Below are 21,307 nucleotides of genomic sequence, written 5' to 3' on the forward strand. Positions count from 1 at the left end.
GCCGGGAGACGCACCGATGACGGTTTTTCACCGCAATGAACAAAGAGGCGAACTGCCGGACTCTCTTCGCGGCGGCGTGCTGGCGATCGGCAATTTCGACGGCGTTCATCGTGGCCACCAGGCCGTGCTGTCGCGCGCGCTCGAAATTGCAGCCGACAAGAATATTCCCTCACTCGTGCTGACTTTCGAACCGCATCCGCGCAGCGTCTTCACGCCGGAAAAGCCGGTCTTCCGGCTGACACCCGCGCCGCTGAAAGCCCGCATTCTCGAAAGCCTAGGCTTCAACGCTGTGCTCGAATATCCTTTCGATCGCGCCTTTTCTTCGCGATCGGCGGAAGAATTCATCCAGTCGATCCTGATCGACTGGATCGATGCCAAGGAAATCGTCACCGGTTTCGACTTCCATTTCGGCAATGGACGCGAGGGTGGTCCGGCCTTCCTGCTGCAATCGGGCGGCCGGCATGGTTTCGGCGTCAGCCTGATCGACGCCTTCCGCGACGAAAATACCGACGTGATCTCATCGAGCCATATCAGGGTGCTGATCGCCGATGGAGAAGTGGCCGAGGCGGCCGGCCAACTCGGCTATCGCTACACGGTGCAGTCCGAAGTCATCCACGGCAAGAAACTCGGCCGTACTCTTGGTTTCCCAACCGCCAACATGGCGCTGCCGCCCGAGGTGCAGTTGCGTGCCGGAATTTACGCCGTGCGCTTTCGCCTTGAGGACGGACGGCTCTATGACGGGGTTGCGAGTTTCGGCTATCGGCCGACGGTCACCGACCACGGCGCGGCGCTGCTGGAAACCATGCTGTTCGACTATTCCGGCGACCTCTACGGCCAGCAATGTTCGGTGTCGTTCTTTGGGTTTCTGCGACCGGAGATGAAGTTCGATGGGCTCGATCCTCTGGTCGAGCAGATGAACCGTGATGTCGAGGAAGCCAGGGCATTGCTCTCCGGCGTGAGCCCGCTCAGCATCATCGACCAGACCCTGGCCTTCTAAGAATCCTTTGTTTTTTCAGCTTAAATCGTTTCGAAAAGCCTCGCTCAAGATTTCCTCTTTAGGGAGATAGCATGGGCAGTTGATGTGAACCGGGCGTACCTCCCGGAATATCGGTGAGACGGACCGCCTTCCGGATCCCGATTTTCACACTTCTGCCCAACCTTACAAAGGAGTGCTTGACATGACAGGCCTTTCCATCCTGATACCAATCGAAGCTCACGAGAAGAGCCCGGTTGCCATCATCGAGGCGGTCGCGGCCAAGCCGGGCCTCGATATCGAAGTCCTGGTTGCTCCTGCCGCCGCAAGCATTGCCGAGCAGCTCGAACTCGACGCGCTTGCGACACTCGACCCGAGGGTGAAAGTGGTTGCAGCTGGCAGCGAAGATCTGCCGACGCTGGCGCTCTGGAACAAGGCGGTCACCTCCGCTTCCGGCACCTGGCTGACGCTGATCCGTCCGGATGACATCTTCGAGCCAGAAACCCTGAATGTCGCCGACTTCGCCAAGGCTGGCCTCGGTACCCTTGATGCCGTTGCCTGGAATGCTCTGCAGATTTCGCCCTTCGCCGAGCCCGGCAAGGCGTCGTCGGTCGCCATCCCGACCAAGTATGATATTGTCGAGTTCGACAAGACCGAAATCCTGAAATCCTTCTTCCTCTGGGAAAACAGCGGCAACGCGCCGAAGGTGCCGTTTGGCCTGTACCACGGCGTCCTCAACCGTGAACTTGCACAGAGCATCGCCCAGACGATAGGTGCTTCCGGTCGCGAGCATGCGGTGGCGCAGTGGGAGTGGACCGCACGCGCCGTATTGATGGGCGAGAAATTTGCCTTCTGCTCGCGCCCGCTCTCTGTCATCAACATCAAGCCGTACAAAGCGCCCGCCGAGCCCTTCCGGCGCGCCGATTTCCCATTCCATCCGGGCATCGGCCTGACGGCGGCAATCGCCGAAATCCAGCATGCTGTGTTTGGAGAAATGGGTGCGCTCTGGACCGGCGCGCAAGAGAACTTCATCCGCGCCTGCATTTACGACTGCATGTTCGAGACCGACCCCCAAGCCTTCAACAACAAGTGCAACGCCTATTTCCAGGGCCTGCAGCAGTGGGAAGGCGGCGCACACGCCCAGCTTTTCCGACCGCAATTCGCCGGTGAGCGGCCGCTCGACAAGCGCCGCGGCCTGCATGGCAATGTGCTGATGATCGACCGGCATATTGCCGGTGCAGCGGACGCGCAGGAATTCTACAAGGTGATCCGCAACTTCCTCGTGCCTGTCGGCATTATCTGCGGCGCCAAGGCAATCTGATCAGCCCGTATTCCAGCACGGATGATGCAGAAACGCTGACCTGAAATGCGAGAGCGTGCCCTTCGACAGCTTGCCGGTGTCGGCAATCGAAGCGCGCGCTTCTCCCGGCAGATACTGACTGGCGAGGAACCAGTCGAGCGGTGTGACGCCGACAATGCCGCCAAACTGCGGTTGGCGTTTCGGCCCCGCCACTACCTCCTGCCAGAGACCTGCAAAGGCGCTGGCAGAACGTTCGGCGGTGTAATGAGCAGCGATATGGGCTGCGGCCGCCTTCCCCACTCTGACCAATGTGTCTGGCGACGCGAGCAGCACGTCGAGGATTTCGACGCATTCGGCAATCGTGTGGCCGATGAAGCCTGTGACGCCGTGTTCGATGATAGCGCACTCCGCCGGGTTGGCCAGCACGACGGGCACGAGCCCCAGAGACATCGCCTCGATCAGTGCATTTTCTGCTGTGCCGTAGTGATCCGGCTGGAGCGGATAGAAGAAGATGCTGGCTTGCAGGAGGGCCGCCTGTGGGTCGGCGGTCTGCCCCATGAAGTGAATCCGCTCGGGGTGGCGCATCGCCTTGGCCTTTGAGGCGACTTCGCCCTCGGGATCGTAGCCGCCCCAGATGGCAGCGGACGTTTCGTGCTGTAGCGCGGCGATGGCGTCGAAGAAGCCGGGATACATTTTGATGAAGTCGACGGTGCCGAGGTAGGCAATGGGATGATGCGCCGTTGTGCCGTTGTTACCCCCCTCTGCCCTGCCGGCTTCAAACCCGAACCCGCTACCAATGCTCGACAGGCTCAAGCGTTGAGCCTCAGACAGCCCCTCGCCCAGCACCATCGATGCCGGCGTCGTAAACACGAACCGATCCGCAGCCGTGAGGAACTCGGGCGCGATGACCGGCTTGAACAGGCCTGAAATATGCGACCAGAACACCGAACGCATCGGAGGAAAATCCGTCAGTGCCAGGCATTCGAACAGCTTCGGGTGGTTCCAGAATTCGAACTGGACGATATCGGCTGCGGCGCAAAATTCGGCCACATGTCCCAGGTCATGCGCAAAGACGATTTCGCCGCCATGGGCCGAAATTTCATCGGCATAGCGGCGGTCGCGCGGTTCTTCCAACAGCAGATAGGTCTGGCGGATACCCGCGGGCATGGCCGCCCTGAGCGCGGCGTGGGCCTTGCCGACCCCGCCGCCCAGATGGGCGGTTACATGCAGGACATGCATTACTCAGCCGCGACCGGCACCGGCATGACCAGACCACCCGGAGCAGGAACGTTCGGATTGATCGTGACGAGGCTGCGGAACTTGTCGAGCAGCATGTCGCGATGGTCGTCGATATTGTCCGGCAGGCAGTGGGTCAGCTGGCCGCACGAGCCGCAGACCTTGTTTTCGCAGCGGCGGCCTTCGAGGTGCTGAAGGCGCAGCGCGTTCATCTTGTCGGAGTTCCAGATCTCCTTGAGCGATTCCGTGCGGACATCGCCGATGATCAGCTTGCGGCCCCAATCGAGGAAGCAGGACGAGACCAGGCCGTCGGCATTCACGCTCATGGCGTAGAAGATGTAGGGGCAGGTATCGGTGGGCTTCAAGGTCTGCTGATAGATACCCTTCTCGCCGATCTTGATGCCCGAGCGTTCCTCGACATCGAAGTTCGGCCAGCAAGGCGCAAAGTTCTCGATGAAAATACGATCGCAATAGTCGCCGAACGTGTCGAAGAATTCCTGGCGCTGATCTTCGGTGATCAGTTCGCCTGGGATCTTGATCGACACTTCCATGTTGCCCTTGTTGGCGTCGAGCCACTTGACGCCTTCGATGAACTTCTGGAAGTCGAAGTTGAAGCCGGTGAATTCCTGATAAGTTTCCTTGGTCATGCCGTCGACGGAGATGTTGATCTTGTCGAGGCCTGCCTCGATGACCGGCGCGAGGCGCTCCGGCGTCAGGAAAGTGCCGTTCGTCGTCGTGTCGATGTAATCGACATAGCCGCTCTGCTTGGCATATCTGATCATGTCGGCGAGGCGCTTGTTGAGGAAGGGCTCGCCATCCTTATACATGCGCAGCACCTTGATCGGCTTGCCGAAGGCGGCGAGGTCGTCGATCGCCTTGGTGAACACCTCATATTTCATCGCGCCCTGATAACGGCCGGTCTCGGCGATCAGGCCGCGATGGCCGGTGGGGCAGAAGGTGCATTTGAAATTGCACGAACTCGCCGGGTCGATGAAGACGATGAACGGCGTTTCGATCGGAATGACGGTCTCGAGGGCGGTGCGCCCTTCCATGTTGATTCGAGGCTTCAGTGCAGCTTTCATGGGCCTGTCCGTCTCTGGTTTCGATGCGGTTCAAGGCCGAATCGATACAATGCTTCAATATTCTCAGTGGAGCATATCTAGGCAGGAGACGATGGTGCGAAGCTGACCGAACGGAACGTTCCGCATCCATTCTACGGCCGCCTGATGCGCCTTCTGGAAAGAGAGTCCGCGGTCATTCGCGTTGAGTACAATCTGAGACGATATGGTTATTTTTTGGTAAATTTTGGAGGGTGGGAAATCACCCGGTGGCACTATTGCCAGAATCCCCAGCGGCGACGAAACCCATGGAGGTCTCGCCGCCACCAGCGCGCGGGAATATCAGGTCTGCAGTAATTTATGCATCCAAAATCGGTGAGAACCCGCCGAAGACGCGGCGCTGCTCGTCATAGGGAACACTTGCAGGATGCATGCGGGGATCGGCAAATATCTTCTTCCAACCGTCGTCACGCACCTGCTTTGAGGGCCACTCGACCCAGCAATAGACGACTTTCTCGTCGCCGCTTGCCTTCACTGCCCCCTTGTAGTCGGTGATCTTGCCGTCGGGGACATCGTCGCCCCAGGCCTCCACGACACGGGTGGCGCCGCACTCCTTGATCACGGCCGCCTGCTCTGCGGCAAGGGCAAGATAGGCGTCCTTCTTGCTCGCGGACACCGGCAAGAGTGCTCCATCGACATAGCCAACCTTGCCCGTTCCGCTTTCTTCAATGATCGTGCTGAAGCCACCGTAGATCATGCGTTTGCCGTCGAAGGGCATGTCGCCGAAATTCTGCATGCGGGGATCACTCATCATCTTCTCGTTCGCCTTGTCGCGAACCGCCTTGCTCGGATATTCGAGCCACGAGAACACGACTACCTCGTCCTCCTTGGCTTTCACCGCACCCTTGAAGTCGGTGACTTTTCCGTCGGGCACGTCGTCGCCCCAGTTCTCGACCATGCGCGTAACGCCATATTCCTTGAAGAGCTCAAGCGCCGCTGTCGCCTGCTGGCGATAGAGTTCCTTGTTGGCCGCGGGCACAGCCACGACGAAACCATCTACGTAAGTCATGCTTTCCTCCTTTGAGGCCGAGAGAGTTCGGCTTGGTGATGTTCGGGCAACGCGCGGGATGGCAAAGCCCGATATCTTCCCTTTCGGGGGGTAGTCTTGACAGAATGGGTTGATATCAACATAATTCCGGCATGTCAAATCACGTCCCGTTCGAAACCACTATTCATGTCCGCGATCACTGCCTGTGCCTTGCCACGCAACGTGCAGCACGGGCGCTTGCACGGCGCTTCGACCTTGTGCTCAAGCCGGTCGGCCTGACGAGTGGCCAGTTCTCTTTGCTGATGTCATTGAACCGCCCGAAGCCGCCTTCCATGGGATCGGTCGCGTCACTGCTCGCCATGGACCGCACAACACTGACGGCCAATCTGAAGCCGCTTGAGAGCCGAGGATTGCTGAAAACGGAGGTCGATCCGGAAGACCGTCGCAGCCGGCTGCTGAAACTGACGGAAGCCGGAAGTGCGACGCTCAAAGCAGCACTGCCTATCTGGATCCGCACGCATGAAGAGGTGGACCGGTCGCTGGTCGATACGGACCCGGCTCTGCTGCGCTCCGGTTTGCGCGCGCTGGCCTAGATCGCTGCGTTCACCGCAGCAACGATCTCGGCAATCCGCGCATTGCCCTCATGTTCCGCTTTGCGCGAGCGCACGAGGCAGGCCTCGGACCTGAGGATGATGCCGTCCGACAGGATCTTCAGGTGATTGGCCGTCAGCGTCGAGCCGGTGGAGGTGATATCGACGATGATATCAGCCTGCCCGGCGGCGGGAGCGCCCTCGGTGGCGCCGAGGCTTTCGACGATCCGGTAAAGCTGGATACCATGTTGCGACGAGAAAAACTGCTGGGTCAGCCGCCAGTATTTGGTGGCGATGGCCAGCCTGCGGCCGTGGCGCGCGCGGAAATCGGCGGCCACATCGCCGAGATCGGCCATCGTGTCGACATCGAGCCAGATCTCGGGCACCGCCACCACGACATCAGCATGGCCGAAGCCCAGTCGCGCGCAGAATTCGGCCCGCTTGTCGGCCTCGGCCAGGTCCTCGCGGACGAGATCCTCGCCGGTGACGCCGAAATCGATCGAGCCGGCGCCCAGTTCGCGGGCAATCTCGGAAGCTGACAGAAAGGCGATCTCGATATCATCGACACCTTCGACCCGGCCGCGATAAGAGCGATCATTGCCGACGGCCACGATCTTCATGCCTGCGCGTTCGAAGATCGCCGAGGCGTCATCCTTCATGCGGCCCTTGGAAGGCAGTGCGATGGTGATCATATGCGGTCTCCCCTCGCCGTCTCGATCCGGTCCAGCCAGAGCGAGAAACCGACCGCCGGGATTACCTCCTCGGCACCGAGCAGTGTCATCATCCGGTCGAAACGGCCGCCGCCGGCGAGCACATTGTGATCGTCCCGCATCGTCACTTCAAAGACGAGACCCGTGTAGTAATCGAGCGGACGGCCGAAGGCGGCGCGCCATGTGACCGTCGACAGATCGACGCCAATATTGGCGAGTGCCGCCACCCGCGCGTCGAAGCGATTGACCGCGCCATCGAGGGTCAGGCGGGCGCTGCGGGCAAAACTCGCAAACACGTCAGGTGCATATTTGAGGCTGACATTCAGCGACAGGAATTCCTTGAGCACGTCGAGCTTGGCGGGATCGAGCGCGGTGCGCGCCAGTGCGCGCTTCTCGCGCAGGCGGCGCGCAATCGATGTCGGCGAGCGGCTGGCATTGCTGGAATAGCCGGTCTGCTGCATGATCTGGTCGATATGGGAGACAAGCGCTGTTTCGTCGTTCGACGCGAGCATTGCCTCGACATCCGGGCCGAGATCGCTGACGCTCTCAGGCTTTGCCAGCCGGGCGATCAAGGCATCCAGCTTGCTTGCCTCACCGAAAGCGTGGATCATGCGGCGCTGCCAACCCGAAGGCAGGCCGAGCGCTTCGACAACCGCCTCGAACACCGACTGGTCGCCCATGACGACGGCGAGCGGACGGCCGGGCAGCAGTGTCTTCAGCGTCGTAATCGCATCGGAAACAGCGCGGGCATCGGCGCTGGCAACGTCCTTGGTGCCGAGATCCTCGATACCTGCCTGGTAAAACTCATTGCCGCCTTCACGGCGCTGGCGAAACACTTCGCCGAGATAGGAGTAGCGTTTCGGCGTGCCGGTGGCAGTCTCGATATGCCGCAGGCAGACCGGGATGGTGAATTCCGGGCGAAGGCACAGGCTCTCGCCTGTCTCGCTCTCAGTCATGAAGATGCGGCGACGCAGATCCTCACCCGCCATGTTGAGGAATGGTTCAGCGGGCTGGATGACTGGTGTGTCAACGCGCTCGGTCTTCAATGTTTCGAAGAGGGCGAGCAGGTCTGGGGCGAAGGTGGGGAGGTTGATCAGGGGCATGGCGAGCTCCTATTGACCGTGAGTCCACCCCTCACCAAGCGCGCCCAGATGCTCAGCGCTGCTTCGCATGGGCTTGCTATCCTCTCCCACAGGGGAAGAGGTAGGGTGGCACAATCGCCAGCTCCGCCTAAGGCGAAGCGCTGCCGCGCGTTTACCTCTCCCCTTGTGGGAGAGGATACGCAGGCCGCGAGAGGCGAAGCTGATCGCTTGGCCGAAGTTGGTGAGGGGTGGCACACCATAACCAACGAGAGGCTGGTCAACGAACCGCAATCTTGGAAACCTGCGATCCGCATCTCACCCGGCTCGCTTCCGGTCTTCCGCCTGCTCCGCCAGCATCTTACGAACCCTGGCGACCAGATCGCTTTCCGGCACCGAGACCTGCGCAACGCGCGCCTCACGCCATGCAACATTGTCGGTGATCTCGCCCGAGAGCCGCTTGCCCTCGATCAGGTCCTTGATCTGCACCAGCCCCTGGGCACGCTCGTCGTCGCCCTGGATGATCGCCAAGGGCGAACCGCGACGGTCGGCATATTTCAGCTGGTTGCCGAAATTCTTCGGATTGCCCTGATACATCTCGGCGCGGATGCCGGCGTGGCGAAGCTCCTGCACCATTTTCTGGTAGCGGCCGAGGCTTTCTGTATCGCGGTCCATGACGCAGACGACGACGGGTGCGATGATTTCATCCGCACCTAGTTTGCCGAGATTCTTCAGCGCCGTCATCAGGCGCGAGACGCCAATGGAAAAACCGGTTGCCGGAACTGGCTGCCCCATGAAGCGCGACACGAGGCCATCATAACGACCACCGCCGCCGACCGAGCCGAACACGACCTTTTCACCTTTTTCGTTGGTGACGTCGAAGAGGAGTTCGGCTTCGTAGACCGGGCCGGTGTAGTATTCGAGGCCACGCACGACGGAGGGGTCGATCTGAATTCTGCGGCGATCATAGCCTGCTATCGCGGCCATTTCAGAAATGGATTCTAGCTCGTTCAGACCTTGAGCCAGCAGTTCGTTGTCTTCTCCGAATGTTTCCCTTATGCGACGAACGACATCCGTATTGCGAGACTCTGTGTCTCTTTCATATCGCATTTCCGAACCACGTCCGCTCACCAATTGCATGGGCGCAGACTGGACATAGTGAAGTACCGATGCGCTCTGTGCGTCGTCCAGCCCCGCACCCTTGGTGAAGTCACCGGACTCATCCTTGCGGCCAGCGCCGAGCAGGAGTGTTACGCCTTCGGGGCCGAACTTGTCGAGTTTGTCGATGGCGCGCAGGACGTTGAGGCGAGCACCGGCCTTGTCTTCACCACCCAATCCGATGGCTTCGAGCACGCCATCCAGCACCTTGCGGTTATTCACCCGGATCACATAATCCCCGCGCTTGATGCCCAGTGCTTCCAGCGTATCGGCCATCATCATGCACATCTCGGCATCGGCCTGGACGCCGGCGGCGCCCACCGTATCGGCGTCGAACTGCATGAACTGGCGGAAGCGGCCGGGGCCTGGCTTTTCGTTGCGGAAGACATAGCCGGCACGATAGGTACGGTAGGGCAGCTGGATTTCCTGGAAATTCTCAGCGACATGGCGGGCGAGCGGCGCCGTCAGATCGTAGCGCAGGCTCATCCACTGTTCGTCGTCATCCTGCAGCGAAAACACGCCCTCGTTGGGGCGGTCGGCGTCCGGCAGGAACTTGCCCAGCGCATCGGTATATTCGAATAGCGGGGTCTCGACCGGATCGAAACCGTAGCGCTCATAGACTTCGCGGATCTTGGCGGTCATCTCGTTGACGGCGCGGATGTCGGACGCCTCGCGATCGGCGAAACCACGCGGCAGGCGGGCCTTGAGCTTCTGCGGTTTCTTGGGCTTGTCATTCATGGCGGGCAATCCGGGAAATTCAGTGATGTTTTGCGGTTTGCTCTAACGGATTGAGGAATATGCGGCAAGGGGATAGATCGCGCCATCGCCGCCGCAAGCCAGATTGATGCTTGACGGCGGCAACGCAGCCCGCCTAGCGTCGCACAAAGGTTCGACTCAATGCCGTTCACTTGAAAGACCCAAATCCATGATCGAGATCGTCGAGCTTCCGGAACTCGTTGCCATCGGCATCGAGGTAAGGGCGGGCTGGGAAGAGTTGCGGCATCAGGTGCCGGCAGCATGGGCAAGGCTGTTTGCGGCCGAAACCGATGCGACATCGTTCCTTGAGGTGTCCCTGGGACGAATGGACGGCGTCTATCGCGAGTTCGTGGGCTTCCTCGCTGCATCGCGCACGAGAACACCTGACGGCATGAGCCGGCTTGTCATCCCGGCGCAGCGCTATGTCAGGCTCATCCATGACGGGCCATTGCAGGAAATTGCCGCCGCCTTTGGCACCCTCTACGCTTATGCGGAGAAAGCCGGGCTTCGTCCAACGGATTTCAAGCTCGACTTCGGCTATATGCGCGACCTGCCCGCCGGGCGCCACGAATTGCACGTCGCGCTGGCGCCGGATGTGCTGCGGCTCGCCTGAGATGCTCCTCGAAGCGATCAATTTTGCCGCGTCCTATCTTGTCTCGCCGCGCAAGCATGCCGCGGAGATCAACTCGTCCGTCAGGCTCTGGGCGCGCGCACGTCGCTGTGCCCGCGATTGGGCCGAGCACGAGAGCAATTGTAAAAAGGTGGTCCTGCGCACGATCGAGAGCTTGGCGAGCAACCGCGTGGCTGTCGTGCTCGGGTCCGGCCTATTGCGAGACGTGCCGATCGAGACACTGTCTCGGCATTTCGATGAGGTGAGGCTTTACGACCTGCAGCACCTTGCAAGCGTCCGAGCGTGGGTGGCGATGAAGGGGCTGAGAAACCTCACATTCGAGTCTCGGGATCTTTCAGGATATCGCGAGTTCCACGCTGATAAGAGTTCGGAGCCGCAGCCGCTGGCATTCCTGCACGACATCGCCGACCTCGATCTGGTCATCTCCGCCAATCTTTTGTCGCAGATTGGGGTCGGAGTGGGACGCATGGTGAAGGCAGACGGCAAGTCGGAAGGCATCGTCCCACGCCTTCTCCGCGCTCATATCGACGGGCTTTCATCGCTGGAGGCGACCACCTGTTTGCTCGCCGACATCTCTTACGAGATCATCGATCGGTCCGGCCAAATTCTGGAGCGAGACGACCTGATGCACGGCATCGCCCTCCCCGCGCCTGAAGCCGAATGGCCTTGGACCGTCGCGCCATTCGGGGAGTTGGATCCGACCTACAAGGCGGTGCACCGTGTGATGGCGATCAGGCTGCCACCGGCCGGCCCGGCACAATAGCTTCCTTGATCGGGATGTGAACGACGGCGGCAAACAGGCCCAGCGCCACGCCCAGCCACCAGACGGGGTCGTAGGTGCCGAAGCGATCATAGAGGTAACCGCCCAGCCATACGCCCAGAAACGAGCCGATCTGGTGGGAGAAGAACACGATGCCGCCCAAGAGGCCGAGGTGGCGTGTGCCGAACATGGTGGCGACCAGACCGTTGGTCGGCGGCACGGTCGACAGCCAGAGCAGGCCCATAACAGCTGAGAAGATGATCACCGAAGCCGGTGTGATCGGCAGCAGGATGAAGATGGTCACCGCGATCGAGCGGCCGAGATAGATCAGCGCCAGAAACCACGGCTTGGAATAGGACTGGCCGATGACGCCGGCGGCGAGCGAACCGATGATGTTGAAGGCACCGATCAGCGCCATGCCGATCACCGCATAGGTCTTGTCGATGCCGATATCCAGCAGGTATGCCGGAAAATGCGCCGTGATGAATGCCACCTGGAAGCCACAGACGAAGAAACCCGAGATCAGCAGCAGATAGGAGCGATGTCCCAGCGCCTCGCGCATGGCGGCGCCGGCCGTCTGCTGGAAAGCGGCATGGCTTTGCGAACCGGATTGGGCATTGCCGCGCAGCACGATACCAAGGAAGGGAACGGCGATCATCAGCACCGCCATGATCGTCAGCGCCTCGCGCCAGCCGACGGTGGTGATCAACCCCTGCGCCAGCGGTGCGAAGACGAACATACCAGCCGAACCGGCAGCGGTGGCAATACCGAAGGCCATCGAACGCTGAGCGGGCGTCACATTGCGGGCGAAGGACGAGAGGATGACGCTGAAGGAGCCCGCCGCCACACCAAGGCCGATCAGCACGCCGCCGCCGAGATGCAGCATCGCCGGGCTGGCGGGATGGGCCATCAGTAGAAGACCACAGGCATAGAGCACCGCCGACATCACCAGCACCTTGGCCGTGCCAAACTTGTCGGCAAACGCGCCGAAGAATGGCTGACCGAGCCCCCAGAAGAGATTCTGCAGCGCGAGCGTCAGGCCGAATGTCTCGCGATCCCAGCCGGTATCACCGAGCAACGGCAACTGGAAGAAGCCCATAGCCGAGCGTGGCCCAAAGGTGATCATGGCGATGATGGAGCCGGCGACAATAATTGCCCATGGCAGGGTTTGGGTGCGGCTCGCAGCGTTCATGCAGTTCTCCGATGTTCAGCCGTCATCCATAGGCGGTGAGCGACAACCAGAAAAGCAAGTTTTTCTGAAGACCAAAATCAGTTTCGCTGATGGATCGACTTGATGGCGCTTTTCAATTTTGAAAAACGCGTTGCGAATTTGGCCGTTCCAGCAGAACGGGCGACCGCCTAGGGTGCGCCGACACGAACGAAGGACACCCACCATGACCCCACTGGAAAACAACATCACCCTCTGGAACGGCACACCGATCCCACGCCTCGGCATGGGTTGCTGGGCCATTGGCGGGCCTTTCTTTGCCGGCGACGTGCCGCTTGGCTGGGGTGAGGTCGATGATCAGGAATCGATCGCTGCGATCCATCGCGCCGTCGATCTCGGTATCCGCTTCTTCGACACCGCGTCGAATTATGGCGCCGGTCACTCCGAGGAGGTGCTCGGCCAGGCGCTGGCCGGGCGCGACGACATTTTCGTTGCCACCAAATTCGGTTTCGCCACGGATGCCACGACCAAGCAGGCGACAGGCGCATTTGCCGACGAGGCTTTTATCCGTGCCTCGGTCGAGACTTCGCTTCGTCGCTTGCGTCGCGAGCGGCTCGACCTGCTGCAATTCCATCTCAACGACTTTCCACTGGAGCAGTCGGACGGCGTCTTCGACACGCTTGGAGCACTCCGCAGCGAAGGCAAGATCGATGCCTTCGGCTGGAGCACCGACTATCCCGACCGCGCGACTCGACATGCCACCCGCGATGGCTTCGTGTCGGTGCAACACACCATGAACGTCTTCGAGCCCGCCAGCGACCTCCTCAAGATTATCGAAGAGCGTGGGCTGATTTCGATCAATCGCGGTCCATTGGCGATGGGACTGCTGAGCGGCAAGTTCAAATCCGACCAGGTGGTGGGTGAAAAGGACGTGCGCGGCGCTGCTCTCGACTGGATGACCTACTTCAAAGATGGCAGGATCGCGCCGGAATTTGCGGCACGGCTGGATGCGGTTCGCGAACTTCTGCGAACTGGCGGCCGCACCTTGACGCAGGGTGCGCTTGGCTGGCTGTGGGCAAAATCAGCCAGGACCTTGCCGATACCGGGCTTCCGCACCGTCGCTCAGGTCGAGGAAAATGCCGGCGCGCTGGACAAGGGTCCGCTTCCGTCCGGCGTGATGTCCGAGATCGATGCGGCGCTCAGGCCATTTTCTAACGCTGCCTGAGCGGCCAGCCCTCGGGACGATCGGCAATCACAGTTGCCGTGTCGCCGACAGCCAGGCGGCCGGTGCTGCGTGCGACTGCATTCCAGCCGAACAGCACGCCAGGCACGCGGCGATCCATCGACACGCGCAGCTTGCGCATCGCCGGCATCGGGTCGGGGCCGCCCCGGTCGCCGGTCAATTGGTCCTGCGTGGTCATGATGCAGCGGGCACAGGGTTTGACGAGATCAAAGCGGATACCGCCGATCTCGACAGATGCCCACCGATCGTCGGCGAAGGGCCGGTCATCCTCGATAACGATATTGGGGCGAAACCGGTCCATGCCGAACCCTGCATCACCGGCGGCGAGTGTTGCTTCGTTCAGCGCGTTCAGCGAGCCGGTCGTGGTGATCAGAACCGGATAGCCGTCGGCAAAACCGGTCGACACGCCTACGCCCGCCCAGCCAGGGCTGCATTGGCGGTTGCTGATATCGTCGGCATGCACAAGCAGGACGGGAATACCGAACCATTTGCTGAGCGCATGATTGACGCCGTCCAGCGCCACGGCCGCTGTCAATTTGCTGTCCCAGATATCGACGTCGATGCGGCGGCTCGGATCGAACGAGGCCAGGATGCTTTGCGCCTCGCCAACCTTGGAAAGCGTCAGGACACCGTCATGAGCGGTTGCTGTGACTTGCGCCAGCGGCTGCAATTCGCGCTGGGTGATGAACCGGCCGTCCGGGTCGGTGATCATGTAGCGGCGGTCGCCGGCGAGCCCCCACGGCGTCACCTCTGCCTCGGTACGGTCGATGACGCGGCCGCTTTTCAGCGGGTAGATATGGAGAGATGAAACCTTCATATGCCTATTTCCTCGAGCATGAGGTCGTGAAAATGAACCAGCCGCCGGTGCCGCTCTTCGGCGAATGCGCGGCCGGTCACGGTCTGGAAACCATCGGCAAGCTTGAAGAGCTTGGCCGCAAAGTGGTCGAGTGCGAAAGTCTTGTCGTCAAGTTCGCGACCGTCGGCCCTCGGGTCTGCCGGATCATAGAGCGTCGACCCCATGCGGCCGCCGATGTAGAAAAGACGTGCAACGCCGATCATCCCTATCGCATCCAGCCGATCTGCATCCTGCAGGATTTTTGCCTCGGTGGTCTCGGGTGGAATGCCGGCGGAGAAACTGTGCGTGGTGATGGCGTGCGCGCAGGCTTCGATCCTGCTGGGCTGCCACCCCATGTCGGCCAGGATGCCGCTGGCTTTCTCGGCGGCAAGGCGCGAAGCCTGGGCACGCAGCGGCGAGTTCTTCTCGACTGAAACGCAATCATGCAGAAGCACGGCCGCCGCCAGCACTTCCGCATCGCCACCTTCGCTGGCGTGGATGCGCATGGCGTTGGCAAACACCCGTCCGATATGGCCGATATCATGCGCGCCATCGTCCGTGGCGACGGCGTATGGCATCAGCCTTCGGGCGAGGTCTTCGAACGGCGCGAAGATTCGGGAGATGTCATCACTCTGCATGAGCGATGTTTTACCGGAAAGCTATTCTGCCGCAACCGGCAATCTTTGCCGCCGCGTGCGCCAGAGGCCGGTGAAGAAACGGCGTGCGGGATCCTCGATGACCATGTAGCTCAACCAGGCGAAGGCGTAGGCGAGAGCAATCGAGAGGATCAAGGACGCCTCCAGAGGCATCAGGCCATCGAGGACGCGCATGCCGAGGAAGATTACCGGCAGATGGAAGAGGTAGAGCGAAAAGCTGATCTTGCCGACGAATGTCAGCGGCCGGGAAGCCAGGACAAAGGCGGAGACCGGCGAGCCGCAGGCGGCAAGATAGACGATCACAGCACCCGTCAAGGCCGAGGACAGCCCCCAGAAAGACGTCGTCAGCGGGAAGAAGCCGCGCGCCAGCAAGAAGAATACCAGCAGTCCCAGCGTGACGATGCCCGTCAAGGCGCCATCGGGATGGCTTTTCTGGTGGGCATACAGCCTGCCGGCCAAAGTCCCGAACAGGAAGTAGGGCAGTTTCGAGCTGAGCAAGATACCGGGTCCGGGAAAACCGAAATAGGAGTCAATGATCAGCAATGCTGCGGTCGCCACCGCGATCCATTGATATTTTTTCGGGTCGAGAAACCACAGCCAGATGAGCAGAAAGAATAGATAGAACTGGATCTCCGGCGGGATCGACCAGAAGACGCCGGTCGAGCCGAACATCAGGATGTGGCGCATGACCTGTTCCGCGCCGTCGATCGGATAGAGATACGCGCTGCCATAGATCGCTGAAAGCAACACCACGACCAGTACCGATGCGAGATAGACCGGATAAATGCGCGCGAAGCGATGAACGAGGTAGTCCTTGGCGTTGAACTGGCGATCACCATAAAGCAGCGCCATCAGAAAGCCGCTCAACGCAAAAAAGATCGCCACGGCTTCGTCGCCCGTGTCGAGCTTCAGCCAGGGATTGGTGGTCGGATAGAAGAACTCGACATGCGCATAGACGACGGCAGATGCCGCCAGGCCCCGCAAGCCGTCGAGGCTTGCAATCCGCATATCCCGAGCCATCGATCGAAACCCTGCTTGCCATTCGCGCATGAAGGCGCGGTCATTTGTTCAGGGCAGACTAAACCCGCGCGGGTTAACGTCCGGTCAACCGGCGCCGTGCTCCTGCTCCGCAGGTGGTTCGATATCGGTCGTCTTGGGGGCCTCCGCGGCGAGGCCCGACAGGATCGTCTGGTAAAAGCGGCCGATGCCGATGAGCGCGACACCGAGCCCGATGAAGGACAGGACCCGGAACAGGCCTTCGAGATTGGACATATCGACCAGGAAGACCTTGACCACCGCAATCAGCACCAGGGCGGCTGAGGCGATGCGGATGCTTTTGGCGCGGAACCGATAGCCGACCACCAGCAGCGCCACACCCAGCAATAGCCAGACGACGGAATAGGTGTAGAGCTCCGGCTGCAGGAAGCCCTTCCAGTCAGCAATGCCGTCTCCGTGGAAGACGCGCCGGACCGAGAGCGTGACATAGGCAAACAGCAGGCTCGCCCCCGTCAAAGCCAGCGCGATGACATAATGCATCGGACGACGGCCCCGCGCGAACCACGCTGTGAGACCATAGGCGAGGCCGGGCAGAAGATAGGCGAGGAACAGCAGGTTGAAGAACGGGATCTTGCCGGTCAGCTCGCCAGTAAAGTACGGATTGAGGCCGACATAGTGCGCGGAGATCACAGACAGCATCGAGATATAGCCGACCGCCATCGAGCCGGTGCGGAAGACGATGCTGGGCCGCCTGAGGTCGATGGCCATCAGCGTGGCCGACGCGCCAACGGTCAGCAGCGTGTAGATCGCCTGCTCGGCAAGCGTCGGCACGGCGTCGTTCAGCGTGCCGCCATTCATGGCGTGGCGGACGAGAATGCCGATGGTCAGCAGGCTGAACAGGCTGGCAAGCGCTTCCATGACGCTGCGGATGCGGCCGTCCTTGCTGTCGCGCAGCATCCATGCGGAGATGATCAGCAACAGTGACGGGATGCCGTAGCCGGCCAGCAACGCATTGAAGACCGGCGTCTTGCCGAGATGATCGACGCCGACGATGGTGGGCTGCCAGGCGATGCGGCCTGCAACGAAGATCGCCGCTGCCGCCATCGCCCAGGGCAGGATCGGCCAATTGCGGACACGCTGCGCCAGCAGATAGACGAAGCCAAGCACGGCTGCGCCAATCGTGGTCACCATATCGTTGGTCATGACAATCAGCGCATAGACGAATGCAGCCCAGGATGCGGCAACGAACAGATCGCGGGTGAAGACGTAGCGGTCCTCGAATTCCGATCCGCGGAAGGCGATTTGCGCGGCGCCGAGATAGAAGATGCCGAGGACGATGGCAAACAGACCATGCTTGAGGTCGAAGCTGTAGTTGCCGAAGAACACGAAGCTTATGGTCGCCAGCAGCAAGGGCGTCACGGTCGCGATGGCCGTCCAGATTTTTGCATGCGGTGACTGCTCGCCATGTTTGAGAACATTGACCGCTATGCCGAGCGCGGCGAAAAACAGGCCGAGCCCCAGCGCGATCCACGACACGCAGGTCGGATCGATATAGGCCGGCAGGCCGTTGGCATCCGGTGCATTGAACCCCATCGATGCCGTGCCGAAAATGACGATGCGAATGCCACCAATCGCCGCGAGCGCCGAGCCGATGGCCGGATAGGTGGCATAGCTGCGCGAAGCGCCGAACAGCGCGAGCGCGACGATGAGAGCTATGAACCCCGCAAAGATGTAGCCGGTGCTGAACAGATCCGGTGCCAGGAAGACGACGGCAACGACCATCGCCCCGAGCGCTGCGGTCAACGTATTGGCGATATGGCGCGGCAGCAACACCTGCTCCCATGGGCCCGGCACGCGCGCAGGCTTGGCTGCAGGCACCTGCCCGTCGATCGGGTCGACATCGGGTTCGGCGGAAACGAACACCCAGCGCCCGGGCCAGATGAAGGCAAGGCCGGCGATCATGATCAGCATCGCCAGTGCGACCGGGGCGACCTCGAACGGCTTGGAACCAACGGTATAAAGGAATGCCCAGGCGGACAGGCCGACATTGGCGATGGCCGGCGTGACGCGCCAATGGCGAATTTTGGCGGCAAACGTGCTGGCGATCCAGGCGACGGACAGGAACCCGAACAGCGGCCAAGGGCTCGGCGCTGCGGAAGTGACAAGAAGCGGCGTGACGAAGGAGGCGACCAGGCCGAGACCCGCAAGCCCCTGCCCGTGCAGCAGTGACAGCGCCAGCGTGGCGAGCGAAATCAGGCTGAGCAGAAGGAAGGCCGCAGCAGGGCCGATGAACTCATAGACGCCATGCGCGACGAACACCGCGCCCATCAGCGTTAGTGTACCGGCGGCGGTCAGGATGCCCGGGATCATCGCATTGGCGAATGTCTTGACGGTGGTCGTGTCGGTGCGGCGACGCACCCACTCGCCCACGCCCATCAGCACGACGCCGAAGAGTGCGGCAAGGGTCAGGCGAACCTGAGGGCTCAGAAGACCCTGATCGATGGAATACTTGACTGCAAAGATACCGGCGAAAGCCAGTGCGAGCCCGCCGACCCAGACGCTCCAGCGGGCGGCGAGCTTCGACTCGAAGGATTCCTTGGGTTTGGCCGGTGCAGCGACGGCGGCAGCGATCGGCTGTGGCTCTTCGCCGGGCGTCTCTAGCGCTTCCTGTGCATCGACAGCGTCGGTGATCTGTTCGGCAGGGATCTCAGCAGCGAGTGCGGCCCCGGCTTCGGGGCTCGTCACTGCATCGGCAATCTCTTCCACCGTCTCGGCGGCGGGTTCGCGTGCAGGCGCAGTGCCGACAAGTCCCTCCAACCGCTTCAATTCAAGCTTGATCGTGGCGAGCTCGGTATCGAGCCGGGCCCGGGCGCCGCGTGCACTCGATATGGCTGCGATGGCAAGGACGATGGAAATCAGGGCAATGAGTTCGAACATGACGGCGGGCGCACTTTCCGGAAATGCGCAATGCGCGCATTATCAATTTTCAAGCGGGAGACGTTTGACGGATGGTATTTATTTAGCCACCCGTCACACAGGTGTCACCCGGCAACGCATAGAAGGTTTTGGTAAACTTCCCCCACAGGAGCGATATCATGGACCATCTCGCCAATGACCACAATCTCGACTTTTCCCAGACCCCGCAAGACCTGCGCGAAGCCAAGGAAGATTACGGCTCGAACTGTTCCACCAACCCGACCATGGGCGACATCATCAACCGTCGCTTCTCGCGTCGCGGCTTTATCGGCGGTTCGCTGGCCGTCGCCGCAATCGCCACGACCGTTAGCCCGCTGGCGCTGATTGCCGCAGACCAGGCCCGCGCAGCGACCAAGCCTGCTTTCGACTTCGAGGAAATCGAAGTCGGTATCGATGAAAAGCACCATGTCGCGCCCGGCTATGACGCCGATGTGCTGCTGCGCTGGGGCGACAAGTTGTTTGCCGACAGCCCGGAATTCGACCCGCTGAAGCAGAGCGCCGCCGACCAGGAAAAGCTGTTCGGCTACAATAACGACTATGTCGGCTTCATTCCGCTCGAGGGCAATCCCGACCACGGCCTGCTGGTCGTCAATCATGAATATACCAATGCCGAACTGATGTTCCCCGCCTGGGCAACGATCGGCAAGCATACTGTCGACGGCAAGGAAGAAGACGCCGTCATCATGGGTGAGCATACAAAGGACCTCGTGGATATCGAGATGGCCGCGCATGGCGGCACCATCGTCGAAATCAAGAAGGTCGACGGCAAATGGCAACCGGTGCTGGACGGCAAGTTCAATCGCCGCATCACCTCAAAGACCGAGATCAGCATTGCCGGTCCGGCCGCCGGCCATGACCGCATGAAGACCAAGGCCGATCCCACCGGCACCGCCGTGCTCGGCACGATCAACAATTGCGCCGGCGGCGTCACCGCCTGGGGCACTTGGCTGATGTCGGAAGAGAACATCAACAACTACTTCGCCGGCGAACTCAAGGAAGGCCATCCGGAATATGCCGCCTACAAGCGGCTCGGCATTCCCGGCAACGAATACAAATGGAGCCAGTTCTACGATCGCTTCGACATCGAGAAGGAGCCCAACGAAGCCAACCGCTTCGGCTGGGTGATGGAAGTCGATCCATTCGATCCGACATCCAAGCCGGTCAAGCACACAGCACTCGGTCGCTTCAAGCATGAAGGCTGCGAGTCGATCGTCAATAAGGACGGCCGCGTTGTCGTCTATTGCGGTGACGACGAACGCTTCGACTATGTCTACAAGTTCGTCAGTGCAGGCAAGTTCAACCCGGACGACCGCGCCGCCAATATGAAGCTGCTCGACGACGGCACCTTGCATGTCGCGAAGTTCAGCGAAGACGGCACGATGGAGTGGATGCCGCTGGTCCACGGCCAGGGACCGTTGACGGCGGAGAACGGCTTTGCCTCGCAGGCCGATGTGGTGATCCATGCCCGCCTGGCATCTGACCTGCTCGGCGCCACCAAGATGGACCGGCCGGAAGACGTGCAGCCCAACCCGAAGACCGGCAAGGTCTATTGCATGCTGACCAACAACTCCAAGCGCAAGGACGAGCAGCTCGATGCCGCCAATCCACGCGCCAAGAACAAGTTCGGCCACATCATCGAAATCACCGAGACCGACAGCGATTTCGCCTCGACCAAGTCGACCTGGGAAGTGCTGTTGAAATGCGGCGATCCTTCGGTTGCCGATGTCGGCGCATCCTTCTCGACCTCAACGACCAAGAACGGCTGGTTCGGCATGCCGGATAATTGCGCCGTCGACGCCGAAGGCCGTCTCTGGGTCGCCACCGACGGCAACAACAAGAAGGAGACCGGTCGCACGGATGGTATCTGGGCAATCGAGACCGAAGGCGAATTGCGCGGCACCTCGAAACTGTTCTTCCGCGTGCCGGTGGGTGCTGAGATGTGCGGTCCCTGCTTCAACCCGACCTCGGACACGTTCTTCGTGTCTGTCCAGCATCCGGGTGACGCTGGTCTGCCGACCTTCGAGACGCCTGCCACCCGCTGGCCGGACTTCAAGGACGGCATGCAGCCACGTCCATCCGTCGTGGCTATCACCAAGCAGGGCGGCGGCAAGATCGCCTGATCCTCTTGCTCTGT

General features: G+C 61.0%; 18 protein-coding genes. 7 read left to right on the top strand and 11 right to left on the bottom strand.

Translation table 11 applies throughout. The features are described 5' to 3' along the window. Positions 1-16 precede the first annotated feature (16 nt). Positions 17-997 (top strand): bifunctional riboflavin kinase/FAD synthetase, encoded by a 981-nt coding sequence (locus ACXHRN_RS19330; protein ID WP_488637929.1) that lies wholly within the window; start codon positions 17-19, stop codon positions 995-997. A 181-nt stretch (positions 998-1,178) separates the two neighbouring features. Next, positions 1,179-2,294 carry a glycosyltransferase family protein gene (locus tag ACXHRN_RS19335; protein WP_488637930.1) on the top strand — a complete coding sequence of 372 codons (1,116 nt, stop codon included), beginning with the start codon at positions 1,179-1,181 and terminating at the stop codon, positions 2,292-2,294. Here the strand turns inward: ACXHRN_RS19335 and ACXHRN_RS19340 are convergent, their stop codons facing one another. From ACXHRN_RS19340 to ACXHRN_RS19350, 3 genes are all read right to left on the bottom strand, one after another. Continuing rightward, positions 2,295-3,512, bottom strand: a complete 1,218-nt coding sequence (locus ACXHRN_RS19340) for a glycosyltransferase (protein ID WP_488637931.1) — start codon at positions 3,510-3,512, stop codon at positions 2,295-2,297. After that, positions 3,512-4,591, bottom strand: a complete 1,080-nt coding sequence (locus ACXHRN_RS19345) for a radical SAM/SPASM domain-containing protein (protein WP_488637932.1) — start codon at positions 4,589-4,591, stop codon at positions 3,512-3,514. Before ACXHRN_RS19345 ends, ACXHRN_RS19340 begins: the two co-directional genes overlap by 1 nt. A 334-nt stretch (positions 4,592-4,925) precedes the next feature. Continuing rightward, positions 4,926-5,636 carry a DUF1428 domain-containing protein gene (locus tag ACXHRN_RS19350; RefSeq protein ID WP_488637933.1) on the bottom strand — a complete coding sequence of 237 codons (711 nt, stop codon included), beginning with the start codon at positions 5,634-5,636 and terminating at the stop codon, positions 4,926-4,928. Positions 5,637-5,767: 131 nt separating this feature from the next. On the opposite strand from ACXHRN_RS19350, the gene ACXHRN_RS19355 reads away from it, so the two are divergent. Next, entirely contained in the window at positions 5,768-6,208 is a 441-nt protein-coding gene (locus ACXHRN_RS19355; RefSeq protein ID WP_488637934.1) for a MarR family winged helix-turn-helix transcriptional regulator, read from the top strand. Here ACXHRN_RS19355 and hisG read toward each other — a convergent pair. From hisG to hisS, 3 genes are all read right to left on the bottom strand, one after another. Beyond that, positions 6,205-6,897 carry an ATP phosphoribosyltransferase gene (gene hisG / locus ACXHRN_RS19360; RefSeq protein ID WP_488637935.1) on the bottom strand — a complete coding sequence of 231 codons (693 nt, stop codon included), beginning with the start codon at positions 6,895-6,897 and terminating at the stop codon, positions 6,205-6,207. The genes ACXHRN_RS19355 and hisG overlap by 4 nt on opposite strands. Continuing rightward, a complete protein-coding gene (locus ACXHRN_RS19365; RefSeq protein WP_488637936.1) occupies positions 6,894-8,018 on the bottom strand; it encodes an ATP phosphoribosyltransferase regulatory subunit in 1,125 nt (374 codons plus the stop codon). Before ACXHRN_RS19365 ends, hisG begins: the two co-directional genes overlap by 4 nt. 294 nt (positions 8,019-8,312) lie before the next feature. Then, a complete protein-coding gene (gene hisS / locus ACXHRN_RS19370) occupies positions 8,313-9,890 on the bottom strand; it encodes a histidine--tRNA ligase (protein WP_488637937.1) in 1,578 nt (525 codons plus the stop codon). A gap of 187 nt (positions 9,891-10,077) precedes the next feature. Between hisS and ACXHRN_RS19375 the strand changes: the two genes are divergently transcribed. Both ACXHRN_RS19375 and ACXHRN_RS19380 read left to right on the top strand, forming a co-directional pair. Then, the gene (locus ACXHRN_RS19375) at positions 10,078-10,521 is read left to right on the top strand and encodes a GyrI-like domain-containing protein (RefSeq protein WP_488637938.1); all 444 of its coding nucleotides are present in this window, start codon (positions 10,078-10,080) and stop codon (positions 10,519-10,521) included. Position 10,522: 1 nt separating this feature from the next. Continuing rightward, positions 10,523-11,302, top strand: coding sequence for a hypothetical protein (locus tag ACXHRN_RS19380; protein WP_488637939.1), 780 nt, complete (start codon positions 10,523-10,525; stop codon positions 11,300-11,302). Here the strand turns inward: ACXHRN_RS19380 and ACXHRN_RS19385 are convergent. Continuing rightward, a complete protein-coding gene (locus ACXHRN_RS19385; protein WP_488637940.1) occupies positions 11,271-12,491 on the bottom strand; it encodes an MFS transporter in 1,221 nt (406 codons plus the stop codon). The two genes, ACXHRN_RS19380 and ACXHRN_RS19385, sit on opposite strands and share 32 nt — an antisense overlap. Positions 12,492-12,693: 202 nt before the next feature. On the opposite strand from ACXHRN_RS19385, the gene ACXHRN_RS19390 reads away from it, so the two are divergent. Beyond that, complete coding sequence (locus tag ACXHRN_RS19390; RefSeq protein ID WP_488637941.1) at positions 12,694-13,692, top strand: aldo/keto reductase; 999 nt, start codon at positions 12,694-12,696, stop codon at positions 13,690-13,692. Here ACXHRN_RS19390 and ACXHRN_RS19395 read toward each other — a convergent pair. The 4 genes from ACXHRN_RS19395 to ACXHRN_RS19410 form a co-directional block, all read right to left on the bottom strand. Beyond that, positions 13,679-14,527 (bottom strand): MOSC domain-containing protein, encoded by an 849-nt coding sequence (locus tag ACXHRN_RS19395; RefSeq protein ID WP_488637942.1) that lies wholly within the window; start codon positions 14,525-14,527, stop codon positions 13,679-13,681. The two genes, ACXHRN_RS19390 and ACXHRN_RS19395, sit on opposite strands and share 14 nt — an antisense overlap. Further along, a complete protein-coding gene (locus ACXHRN_RS19400; protein ID WP_488637943.1) occupies positions 14,524-15,183 on the bottom strand; it encodes an HD domain-containing protein in 660 nt (219 codons plus the stop codon). The genes ACXHRN_RS19395 and ACXHRN_RS19400 overlap by 4 nt, the downstream gene beginning before the upstream one ends. A gap of 21 nt (positions 15,184-15,204) precedes the next feature. Further along, positions 15,205-16,209, bottom strand: coding sequence for an acyltransferase family protein (locus ACXHRN_RS19405; protein WP_488637944.1), 1,005 nt, complete (start codon positions 16,207-16,209; stop codon positions 15,205-15,207). A 96-nt stretch (positions 16,210-16,305) separates the two neighbouring features. Continuing rightward, a complete protein-coding gene (locus ACXHRN_RS19410) occupies positions 16,306-19,134 on the bottom strand; it encodes a DUF2339 domain-containing protein (RefSeq protein WP_488637945.1) in 2,829 nt (942 codons plus the stop codon). 158 nt (positions 19,135-19,292) lie between these two features. On the opposite strand from ACXHRN_RS19410, the gene ACXHRN_RS19415 reads away from it, so the two are divergent. Next, positions 19,293-21,293 carry a PhoX family protein gene (locus ACXHRN_RS19415; RefSeq protein ID WP_488637946.1) on the top strand — a complete coding sequence of 667 codons (2,001 nt, stop codon included), beginning with the start codon at positions 19,293-19,295 and terminating at the stop codon, positions 21,291-21,293. Positions 21,294-21,307: the final 14 nt, after the last annotated feature.

This window comes from Shinella sp. OV683 (assembly GCF_057787725.1).